Source organism: Leptolyngbya sp. FACHB-261, from assembly GCF_014696065.1.
GTDB lineage: Bacteria > Cyanobacteriota > Cyanobacteriia > FACHB-261 > FACHB-261 > FACHB-261.
This window is the reverse complement of the sequence record NZ_JACJPL010000026.1, coordinates 441,465-453,224: the sequence shown is the minus strand read 5'-3', so window position 1 is coordinate 453,224 and position 11,760 is coordinate 441,465. Positions and strand designations below refer to the sequence as shown.

Annotated in this window: 8 protein-coding genes; all 8 read right to left on the bottom strand. The window is 48.6% G+C overall.

From position 1 onward, the window contains the following. Positions 1-33 precede the first annotated feature (33 nt). Positions 34-1,605 (bottom strand): glycosyltransferase family 39 protein, encoded by a 1,572-nt coding sequence (locus H6F94_RS18100; protein WP_199320497.1) that lies wholly within the window; start codon positions 1,603-1,605, stop codon positions 34-36. A gap of 48 nt (positions 1,606-1,653) precedes the next feature. Beyond that, positions 1,654-3,492 carry a DCC1-like thiol-disulfide oxidoreductase family protein gene (locus H6F94_RS18095; protein ID WP_242041255.1) on the bottom strand — a complete coding sequence of 613 codons (1,839 nt, stop codon included), beginning with the start codon at positions 3,490-3,492 and terminating at the stop codon, positions 1,654-1,656. 34 nt (positions 3,493-3,526) lie between these two features. Beyond that, positions 3,527-4,882, bottom strand: a complete 1,356-nt coding sequence (locus H6F94_RS18090) for an NAD(P)/FAD-dependent oxidoreductase (RefSeq protein ID WP_190803625.1) — start codon at positions 4,880-4,882, stop codon at positions 3,527-3,529. A gap of 65 nt (positions 4,883-4,947) precedes the next feature. Next, positions 4,948-5,967, bottom strand: coding sequence for a hypothetical protein (locus tag H6F94_RS18085; protein WP_199320496.1), 1,020 nt, complete (start codon positions 5,965-5,967; stop codon positions 4,948-4,950). Further along, entirely contained in the window at positions 5,967-7,430 is a 1,464-nt protein-coding gene (locus H6F94_RS18080; protein ID WP_190803624.1) for an MBOAT family O-acyltransferase, read from the bottom strand. The genes H6F94_RS18085 and H6F94_RS18080 overlap by 1 nt, the downstream gene beginning before the upstream one ends. A gap of 151 nt (positions 7,431-7,581) precedes the next feature. Next, positions 7,582-7,995 carry an acyl carrier protein gene (locus tag H6F94_RS18075; protein WP_190803623.1) on the bottom strand — a complete coding sequence of 138 codons (414 nt, stop codon included), beginning with the start codon at positions 7,993-7,995 and terminating at the stop codon, positions 7,582-7,584. After that, complete coding sequence (locus tag H6F94_RS18070; RefSeq protein WP_190803622.1) at positions 7,964-9,769, bottom strand: acyl-CoA dehydrogenase family protein; 1,806 nt, start codon at positions 9,767-9,769, stop codon at positions 7,964-7,966. The genes H6F94_RS18075 and H6F94_RS18070 overlap by 32 nt, the downstream gene beginning before the upstream one ends. An 84-nt stretch (positions 9,770-9,853) precedes the next feature. Continuing rightward, positions 9,854-11,650 carry a fatty acyl-AMP ligase gene (locus tag H6F94_RS18065; protein WP_242041254.1) on the bottom strand — a complete coding sequence of 599 codons (1,797 nt, stop codon included), beginning with the start codon at positions 11,648-11,650 and terminating at the stop codon, positions 9,854-9,856. Positions 11,651-11,760: the final 110 nt, after the last annotated feature.

The window sequence follows — 11,760 nt, the reverse complement described above, 5'->3', positions numbered from 1 at the left end:
ATTCGCAAGGCACCAGAAACTGATGCCTTCGGCTTAGGCTTTAGAAGCTAAAACGCTTCGCAGCGAGGAGAACATCAAAACAATCAAAAGTACAACGGGAGGAACAATCCAATACCAGGCAACCCCCGCAAAAATCAGATTGTTAGGCCAAAAGTTGACCGTAAAACTACCGTATTCCTTGAGACCAGAGTTTAAGAACCAAAGATTTTGATTCTGAACTGAGGGCGAGTGCATGACTAACTTAAAAACAGTGATCAAATTCTTGAGCACGCCAGTCAGCATATCCACAGGTTGGCTATGACGCAGACTCCAGACGAAAAACTCATCGCTTAAGGTCTTGCCATCAGCAAGCACCATTCTGAAGTGCCAATCGGAAATCATCGAAGCGAGAGCAAGCACAAAGCCAAGGCTGCCTAGAAGTAGCGCTAACACTTTTAAGTAGGCTTTTCGTAATACTAATTCAATGTTGGCTGCAAACGGAATAAACAGAATGGGCAAGATAGTGATGAAGTGACGAGGCCCCCAGCCCCAGGAACCGTACCAGCTTCTGAGCCTCGCATGCAGGAGCAACCAGGCCAAACTGAGTACCAGAATGTAAAGGGCTTCCTTAGGATGATTCTTCCAAAACTTCCGGAACAGAAGTACAGAGAGAATCAGCAAAGGCGCGTAGATGAAAATACTTTTGCCAGGGCTGGCCAGGATACCTTGAAGTCCCACTAGAAGATTGCCATCCAGGGCATTGGCAAATCGATACTTGGCATCTGTTTGCACAGGCGAAAGATAAAAAATGCCAGTTCTCAGTTGGTTATACCAAGATTGCCAGACGACGAAGGGTACAAGCGTCAACAGTGCCAGCCCGAGGTTTCTAACTAGAGTTTGGGCATAAGGCCTACTGATGCTCACTAAGTAGCCGATAGAAACTACGATCGCCAGCACCATCGAGATTCTGGTAATAAAACCAAATCCCAAGCTTGCAAAAGCGATAATCAGGTCAAGCCGACTTTTTTGTTGCTTGAATCGCAACAGAAATAGAAAAGATATTGTCAACAAGGTTGAGCATAAAACGCCATCGAATGACTCTCGAGTGTGGGTCCAGAAAAAGGTTGTGAGTGCTAGACCTGAAGTTGCCAGCAGAGCAGGAATTCGTTTTTGAGCAAAGCCAAGCCGCAAGATCCCAAAGAAAGCAGCCAGGGTGATTGCCGAGTAAAAACTAGGCTGAAACGAACGGACAAACTCTTTGGCAATTTCCAGTTGCTCCGAGCTTAGAGAGCCAAACCACAGCTTTTGCAGCGTGAGGTTCAGCCAGGCGATTGGCAGAAAGAAAAGCGTATTGCCAATTTCATGGGAGGCGTAAGTTCTCCCGTTAGGAGCAACCGTAAAAATACCGGGCTGCGAAGTTTCGAAGCCTAGCTGTCCAGTTTCAATAATGTGTTCTGCAACTTGATAGTGAAAACCACCCTCCGAATTGTCGAAGCCACTATTGGTTAGGGCAAACAACGACCAGAAAAATATAAATACCTTGAGATAGGTGCTGACCTCAGACAGCTTGATCGATTCCAGAAAGCTTTTCGGATAAGCCTCCATTCGAGGTTTCAAGTTATTCATGGTCAAAGAATAATGAACAGCGTGAACCCAGATTATTAGCGAACTGATTTAATTCTCAGGAGCATCGGGCATCGAATCACTGGTACAAGATTGCTGCCAGGTGCGCTTTCTCTCAACGTTCTGTGTTTGTCCTGGTGCAACAGTACGCTCGCTCATAAAGTATATTTCCAGGTTTGCAACTTCCTGCTTGCCTCGATGCTGGCTGTTCCAATTGCGACAGAGATATTGAGCATAGTAAGGATAAAGTTTCTCACCGATTGACCGATTGAGATTGATCAAGTAAGTGCGCCATTGCATGTTCTGGTAGATTTCGCTGCGAAGTTGAGAATTTGGTTTGTCCCAACTCGCAGAATTCTTAGTCAGCAAATCAACCTCAGTTCCATCCTTCAGTTTTGCAGGCATCACATACCAGCCGTCATCTTTGGGTGGGCTAGGAGCAAAAATGCTCCAATTTTGATCCAATCTCAGGAGACGACCAATCCAATCCACAGAGTTGAGAGCTTTGCGGTTGAAAGTTGAGGGGGAAAGGCTGCGGAGATTCCAAACAAACAGATAGGCCAGCAGCAACAAGGCAGCTAGATTAGCCGGCTTTGAAGGACGAACTTCAAGTGAGCGAAATTGGAGGGGTGCTGTGAATCTACCGGCTGCTTTGCGATTCACAGCAATCGTTTCGTAAAACCTGGTACCGGCAGCCATCGCAGGCTTCCAGCGCAATAGGTGAGCGAGAGGAGCGAACAGAGGCGACAGAGAACAAATATAAGCAATAGCTTCGAATTTGAAGTGCCTGTGATTTTGCCAATCCACCACCACCCAGGAGTTGTAGGCTTGCATATCCGCCTCAATACTGGGGTCTGACTGAGCAATTTCGAGTGGGGTTTCAGGCAAGATCAGGAACGTGCGTAGCAGGTGAACTACTTTCTTGCAGAATCCACAATCACCGTCATAGTAAATCTTCAGCCCTATACGCTCTGGCGTATAGAGTCTCTTAGAGAGGCGATCCCAAACGCTGCTCGGAATAAAGGCGAGCCAGCTAAACACGCTAAGCATCGGAAAAATGCCCAGGTTTAGAGTTAGGCCAAAGCCAATGTGCAAGAGAATAAACGTGACGACAGCGCAACTGCGAAAGAAGTCCGTGCGCACGGGCATGAATAAGAGAAACGGCCCCACCCATTCCAAAGCAAACGTAGTTAGGGTAGAGAAACTCAGCAGCAGTGGAAAACCCAAGAGGATCTGACCTAGCCCGGTCACATACTGGTCGTAACTGAGCGCGTAATAAACAGCGCTGCCATCCAACCAAACGGGGCTCTCAGATTTGAAAGCTGCCGAGAACCAGTAAATAAAACACTGCTGAAAGATCAGCGCTACAGTGGCACCCGATAACCAACGATTGAGCTGTCTCTGATTTGCGGTATTGAGCGCACTGTCAATCGAATAACGTGCCCCTAATGGCAGAAACATCGCCCAAAACAGCAGAGCTCGCAGCACATCATCAGCTGCAAAGATCAGGGCTGGGTTGCGGTTGTGTAATGATACGACGAGAGCCCAGGAGGCAATAGTGGCCAGCCGGGTTTGATAACCCACCAACAAAGCCAGGGCAATTAAGCCCGCTACCCCGAACAATAGGGCCTGAACCAGGGGTTGACCACTGATTAGATGAATAGACCAGTACCAGGGTTTTAGCACCTCCCCAATTAGGGCTGTCCGTGGCAACACTCCCACATCAGAATAGTGGGCCGTCAAACTTCTAGCCCGAAACCCTAAATCAGCAAGAATAACTAGGGCTAAGCCCATCCGAAACAGAGCTAGCGAACGCAAATCTAAACTAAATATTTCTCCGAGCTTCGAAGCAAAAAGATTTTTCTTAGGTGAATGAACCGTCATACTCATTATTAATAATCTCCAGAGGAACAGACAATTGCGATTAGAGCTTAGTTCGCAATGGCGTATCTGATAATGAATACTGCTGTCGTTTAGATGTGGTTCGTTTTAACTGACAGCGCCAACCACTGATTAACTTGAGCCACCAACGAATGAGCCACTGCCACAGCACTTGGCGACGATGGCGGAATGTAGGCAGCCGCTGAAGATAGACGGAGCGCCGAGTCAGGCAAGCTAGATCCCCCCCCACAGTCAAGCCAAAGCTGGAAACAACCGCTGCGTCAGTTCCCAGGGTTAGCATTTCACCCAGATGTAGATATTGAAAGCGGCGCTGACGTTTGCCGTTGAGCATAGCCTGTAAATTACGAGCTGCACACTTAGCCTGTTGAACGGCAGCTTGAGCCGTTGAGGGAACTGGCTTACCTTCATCCCGGATCTCGGCCAAGTCTCCAAGCGCCAAGACCTCGGGATAGTCCCACAATTGCAAGGTTGGCGTGGTGAGCAACTGGCCCCTCGGGCTATGTTGGCAATCCAATTGATCCACCCAAGCGGGGAGCCGGTTCCCCACAGTCCACAGCACTAAATCTACCGGTCGCCATTCCACCTGTCCCTGAAGTTCTAACGAGATCTGGTCAGCATCCAGGGCCAGAACTCGGGCCTTGGTCAAAATCTGCACCTGCCGACTGCTTAAAGCGCGGCGAGCCATGGCACGGCTGGCAGGGGTAAAGCCGTTGAGAATTTGCTCCCCCTGCTCAACCAGATCGATCCGGCCACGGGCTTTCAGGCGATCAGCCAGTTTTCCAGCCAGTTCAACCCCACTAGGCCCACCGCCCACAATGGCAATTTGGATCAAGCGGCGGTCAGACTGTTCTAGGTGATGTAAGCGTTCTTTTAACCGGTCTACATCGGCAAGTGTTCGGAAGGGATAAGCATGGTCGTCTACGCCTGGACAGCCAACTAGATTGGTTTGACCACCCCCGGCTAATACTAAATAGTCATAAGAGAGAAAGGCCCCACTTAGCAGCTGGATCTGACGTTGTTTAAGATTGACTGCCTCCACAGTTGCGCGACAAAACTGAATGCTAGTTTGAGCCAACAGTTGCTGATAGGAGGGTGCGATTTCCCAGGTTTGCAATTCGTTTGTGACCAGCTCATAAAGTAGAGGAGTGAACAGAAAATGATCGCGCTGCTCAATCAGAATAATCTGGCAAGACTGAAGCTTTGAATTTTTAACCTGATGGCTGGAGCGATACCGTTTATAAAAATCAAGAGCTGTAAACAAACCAGCAAAACCACCACCAAGAATACAAATCCTGGTAGCAGAAGGATCAGTCTCAGGAAAACCTAGACCAAAGTTACTCAATCCTTGGAGCTTTTCATCGCTTAGCTTGTTGTACATCTTTTCATTGTTGAAAGGTTAGCGATGTCCGAAATGGCTTATAACAGGTCATTGCACATCATTCGCTAGAGACTGCGGGTACAGCCAGCCAAGAAGGAATTGAGAGAGCTTTGAGACTGACAACCAGCAACTTTTGCAGACTTCAGTTGATTCTCCAGCAAGGGCTTCAGTTGCTGTACTAATTCCTGTGAGCGCTGCTGTCTCGCTTGAGCATTGAGATGGTAGTGAGTATCACCAAACAGGCTGGAATCAGCCTTAAGGTTCAACGAAACTGGATCGTAAAGGAGAGGGGCAATTTCAGCCAGAGCATCTGCTGTTTTGCGAATGTTATCCAGAGTTTCCTCGTCTGGACTGGCATACACCCACGGCAAACCTAAAACTAAACTTGCTTCCTTACCTTTTACCTCATTTTGAAAGCTAGCAATCCGCTGCACGGCATGCTTAGAGATTGGTTTTTGGATGCGCATCTGCCACCAGTCAGCGTCGCCCCTTTGCTTGAGCACAGTTGGACCACCATGAGTATCAATAGGGTCAGAATAGTAACCAGTGAGTTTGCCTTTTTCTAAAACATCTAGTGTGGATTTGCTTAGCGCCCTTAAACTGGGTACCCCTAGCAACATAGTTTCTTGGGCAAGCTGCTTCGTTGGGATATCACCTAGCCCAGGACGACCAATCGCCACACCAAAAGAAGCCGAACGTTCGCGTAAGCCATCCTCATCCATCAGAATCAGATATTCCGGGATTAGAAGCACAATGTCACCAGGACGAATTTCGGCTAAAGTCGTCGCCAAAATAACATCTAAACCCACAGGGCCATCCAGACCTAAATTAAAAACTGGGAAGCTAAGTTTTTGCTCCATCAATTTTGCATCGACGGTGAAGTGTGCGCCAGAACCACCCAAGATTAATAATCGTCTTGGTGCTTGAATCTGGCGAACCAACTCAACTTTTTGCTGATACATCGAACGCACCCAACTCAGTTCTCCACCGTAGTACACGTTGTAGATGTAACCAGCAGACCAGGCAATACCTGCAACGGCAAACCAACTAGCAAGCTTTATAGGGCCGGAGATTAGACTGGACATTAGAACTGAAAATAGATGAATTTGGAGGGAATATTGGCGGCGAACAGAATGGTCAAGCCAAATAGGGCCCGAGCCATTAATGGAGAGCGCAAGATCGCATATTCACAATCCCGTTTCTGCCAAACAGCCATATGCTCGAGCAGAAGCACGGTTGTTGCCAGAGTTAAGGTCAGCGCTAGAGCAAACAACTCATTAGCACTGAAAGAACTCAAAGCTTGAGAAACATTGGAAAGAGAGTAAGCCAAGGGATTGAGCAAGGTCTGCATCTTGAGACCCAAACGCCCAATATCGCTCTCCATGAAGAACAGACAGCCTAAAATTACAGATCCAAAGGTTAATGCCCAAGATAGGAATTGAGGCATGAACAAATGCTGACCAACAAAGCGGTGAAAGGGACGACCTGCATAACGCAAAACCAGGAGTAGCAAGCCGTGGTAAGCACCCCACAACACAAAATTCCAGGCTGCCCCATGCCAGAAACCAGAGAGCGTAAAGGTGACCAAGAGGAAGAAGGGGGCCCATTGCTTTTTGGAACCCATCAAGGGCAGAAAAACATAGTCGCGGAACCAGGTGCTCAAGGTTACGTGCCAGCGCCGCCAAAACTCCTGAATGCTCTGTGCCGTATAGGGAGCCAGAAAGTTGACAGTTAGACGAATGCCAAGAATTTGAGCTAAGCCAAGGGCAATGAAACTGTAGCCAGCAAAATCAAAATAGATGCGCAAGGTGAACAAGTAGGCGAAGAACCAAAGGAGCCAGGCATTAGCGCTTTCCTCCAACTGAATGTAAGGGGCCAAATTGTCCGCTAGCACGAGTTTCATGAACAGGCCCAGTGATAGCCAGCAAAAACCTGCTTCCAGATTGGACCATGAGAATTTAAATCGAAAGGCCTCAATCTGTGGAAAGAAATCCGATCGGCGCTCAATAGGCCCAGCAACAACTTGAGGAAAAAACGACACAAAGTTGACGTAATCGACAAAGCCGATCGCTTTTTTATCTCTAGACCTAAAGGAATCTACGACGAAGGCGACCATTTGAAAGCTGTAGAAAGAAAGGCCCGGAGGAATTGAGTACATCCCAGGCAAATTGAGCTTGGTTGGGGCTGCATAACCGAGGCTACCCAGCATTAGACTCAACACATCTTCAACAAAGAAATTTAAATACTTGAAGTAAGCAAGAATGGCAATGTCAACCGCGATGACCGCTGTGGCAATTGCCACAGCTGCCTGCCCCTTACGGCGGAGCATCAGCTCCACCATCGCGTAATTGAAAATGAGCTCGAAAATAAAAATCGCGAAGCTAGAGCGAGAAGCGTTGACGAATAGAATTAGCGACATTGCCATTAGGCCAATGCCATCTAAAATGGGCCACCACAAATTCATCGACTTGCCCAGGGAGCGAATCGTGAAAAATGGAATGCTGAACAGCAGCAGTACCCACCAGAAAGAAAAGTCAGAGAAATTCAATGCTTATTCCCCTCACCAGTCTTGAGATTGGCGATTAGCTTTACCCAATCAAAGAAACTTCTCGAATTGGGTAAAGGACAGAACTAAACTCGTTAATCCGAACAGACAGTGATGCTAGCCTGGACAACCTGCTAGCCCTCGCGCGTCTCAACTAGCTGCCGCTAATTTGACGCCAGAGATTGCCCCATCCTTGAGTTTTAGCAGGCGCATCTGGCGCATCGCTTTGCTCAGAATTTGACTCCGAACCCGGCGCCAAAGCAGCAGAGATATCAAAGTCCTTGACTAGATACTGAGATGCTTTCTCAATGGTTGGATAATCCCATAGCAGAGTCGACGGTAACTCAAGGCCAAGCCAGTCTTCTAAATCCCCGACCAAGGTTACTGCATCGATGGAGTCGAGACCATAACGCGTCAATGGCTCATGGACACTTAAGGTTTTCACATCCAATCTCAGCTGTTTCGCAAGCTTAGTGGCCAGCCAGGCCTCAATCGCTTTGACGGATGTAGCAGTATCAGCTGGCTGCAATTCAGGATTAGGCTTGGAGCTGGAGTTCTGTAGTTGCATGAATTTCATCCTCTACGGGTCGAGACTGAGCAAGTTGAAATGGAGCGATTGAGAAGAGCTGATCTGCCGTATACAACTTGAGCAATTGCTGAGTAACTGGCTCATAGTAGGCTTGTGGCACTGATTGCTGAACTGGATGAATGGTTTTCAGAAGCCGATGGAGGCTTAAGACTAACCACTCGCCCCTGGCAAAAAACTCTCCCAGTTCAGTTCGGTTGTGAAGCCAAAGTTGAATACAGGCTGCGGCTGCATGGAGAGTGCAGTAGCGCTTAGCAAGATCAAATAGTTCAGGCGATTGCTCATGCCCATGCTCAAAAGACGACTGAAGCAGCGCCTCATCCTGGGCATTGAGCAACGCTAGCAGGGTTTCAGCCAGAGCCGTGATTTGGCCAACAACTAAATTGATACTCGCATCATCCTGTAAGCCGTGGAGGTGGGCCAGAGCGAGTTCCAAACCTTGCAGAATATCGTCGTTGCCACGGCTGAATAGCTCAAGCTTGTCGGGCTGGAATTTGGGTAGGGGCTGAGTTAGAGAACAGATAACCGACAGCCGTGAGTTTAAGGCCATCATCTGCTGCTCCCGTCTTCTGGCCCGTGACTTAGCAAGTTGACGCAATTGCAGAATCAGGGCGTGCAAATTGACGACTGTGCTGCCATCAAAGACGCTGATGATTGCATTATCCCTGACGACCTTTTGAAAGATGCCCCAATCGTGAGCTTCTCGTAAATAGAAGCGTGCGCCCATCACGACTGACAAGTTCTGAACCAGCGTTTCAGCCGTCGTGGGCACAAAATATTTGACAACAGCTGACCAAACGCTGAATTGCTCCGGCACAACATGGAAACCCCGAGCTGCAGCAATCGTGACACAGTCGCAGATCAAGAGATCCAAAAAAGCATCAGTTAGCGTTCTTTGAGGCTGAGGCAGATCGAAAACAGTCTTGCCATAAAGTTGACGATTTAGAGCAAACTTCAGTGTAGTTCGCAGGGCAGTATCGGCTGCGCCTAGAGAGAAGGCAGAACATAGAGTACGAGTGACCTGAAAGCCTTTGAGCCCAAGTTCTAAACCAGCGCCTTCTGGCCCTAAGCGGCTTTCTTCACTGACAAAACAATGATCAAAGCGAATGCCACTCATGTCCGAGCCACGGATACCGTGGGTTTTGATCTTAGGCAGGTTTGAATAATTATCAGGATTCAGCTCACTTTTCCGCACCATAAACAGAGACAGACTACGAGCCCCTGCAGCCTCATCCGTTTGCGCCAGAACAAATGTGATGCCCGAAATTGTTGCCCGGTTGATCGGCCACTTCTCACCGGAAAGTAGATAGCCCCCTAGCACTTTGACGGCTCGAACTTCACTGGCCAACAAGTCGCTGCCATGAGCCTTTTCTGAGTAAGCCAAGCACATAGCTCCATCCTGATCTCGGATGAACTGAGATAGGCTTTGCTTCTGGGCATCTGTTCCGGCCATCCAGACTAAGCCCGACCAGAACAGAGTGGTAAAGGTAATCGACGTGGTTAGATCCCGCCGAGAAAGCACTCGAACTTGGGCAACAAATTCCTCATAGGATTGAAATTTGCCTCCCAGCTCCACTGGCACGTGGTAGTCCTGCAATTGCCAACGGTAGAGTGATGCTACCTCAGCGGCTGGAAATTCTTCCCGCTCATCCAGCTCAATCAAATGCTGAAATGATAGAAGATTGCGAGTGTCACAGGGATCGCCCAGATATTGCTCAAGCGCTTCAGCCGATTGATACTGCGCTAGCTGATGCATCTACATTCTCCACTCCCTTCTTAAGGGGTTAAACCCCATCGCCCGTCATATTCAACCAGCAACCTGAGAGCACCCTAAATAATCTCAAGCCAAAATTGCCGTGGCGTATTTGGAGTCTTCGCTCCATTCACCTATCGCATTCAGGCTTCCAGCTAAGAAATTATCTCGACAAGCACGGCGTTGAATTTTGCCGCTTGACGTTTTCAAGATGGTACCAGGTTTAGCAAGAATGACTGCATAAACTTGAATCTCGTGCTGTTCAGCGATTGTTTGTCGAATTGCAGCAATGACTTGATCAATGTCTAGATTCTGCTGTTGTCGTTCAACTTCTTGAACCACAACTAACCGTTCTTCACCAGCAGCCTCAATCGAGAAAGCTGCACCATAATCAGGGCGCAAAGCTGGATGTAGTTGCTGCACACTCCATTCGATATCTTGAGGATAGTGATTCGCTCCTCGAATGATAATTAGATCTTTAATGCGTCCCGTGACAAATAATTCACCATCCTTCAAGAAGCCTAAATCGCCAGTTCGGAGAAAGGGGCCTTCACCTGTATCAGCGAGATAGGCTCGAAAGGTGCGTTCTGTTTCTTCTGAGCGCTGCCAATATCCCTGAGCGACACTGCGATCTGCAACCCAAATCTCGCCTACTTGATCATTTTTGCAACGGGTTAAGTGCTCTGGATGTGCAATCACAACTTGGGTTTCACAAACTAGACGACCGCAACCGGCAATCGCACGTCCTCTTTGTGATTCAGAAAGTTCAAGAACCTGACCCTGTTCCAGGGCGTGAGCTTGAACCGTACAGACCACCGGCTCTGCCGTAACTGGACTTGAGGAAACTAATAAAGTTGCTTCTGCCAGTCCATACGCAGGACAAAAGCTTTGCCAGCGAAAGCCAGAGGACGCAAAAGTTTCAAAAAAACCTTGCATCACTTCTGGATTGATCGGTTCTGCGGCATTGCCCGCCGCCCGCCAGCTACTTAAATCCAAAGTAGAACGCTGCTCTGGTGTAATGCGGCGAACACATAAATCGTAAGCAAAATTAGGCCCTTGGCTATGGGTAGCCCGATAACGGGAAATGGCTTGCAACCAGTGAAACGGCCGTTTGACAAAAGCAAACGGGGACATCACAACGCAAGGGATACCAGAATACAGGGGTTGGATCAGCCCCTCAACCAAACCGTAGTCATGGAAGTAGGGCATCCAGGTAACTGTAAGGCTGTCTGCTGTGTAGCTACAAGCTCGTTGAAGATTAGCCGAATGCCCCATCAGATTGGCATGGCTAAGCATGACCCCCTTCGGTGTTGAAGTAGAGCCGGAAGTGTACTGCAAATAAGCCAACGTATCGCTGTCAACCACTGGCTCTTGCCACTGCTCCGCTTGTTGCAAATCAGTAGCACCCGTATCTAACCAGTGCATGGCTTGAAATTCGGGGATCTCAAGCCGTGAATCTTGGAGGACCTCCAAAATTTGAGCGGTAGTTAGCACCAATGAAGCTTGCGCATCCTTCACGATCGCTCGCAAGCGGGGCAAAGTCCGCTTTAGACGCCCTGCATCAGGAGGAGGGACCGGAATCGCAATAACGCCTGCGTACAAACAGCCACAAAAAGCAGCAATAACGTCTAAGCCTTGGGGGTACAACAGTAGCGCTCGTTCCCCCTGAGCCTGATGCGCTTGAAGTAGTGCCGCAATCGCCCTAGCTCGCTGGTCCAACTCGGCATAAGTCAAGGTTGGGCCTTCTGTCTTGCCATCAACCAGGAAGGTATAAGCGCGTTGATTGGGTTGTTGGATAGCTCGCCAGCGTAGTAGCTCAACCAGAGTCGAAGAATTTTGCACAGCAAAAGACTCCGGAGCTACAGAATCGGTAGTTCTCATCATGCTTCGTTGTAATAACCTGAACAGCGTCGTCGAATTTTGGCGATAGCGCTGAGAAGAAAAAATGAGGTAGCTAGAGGCAAACCATGACTTCAGATTATCTCCTTCCCCTT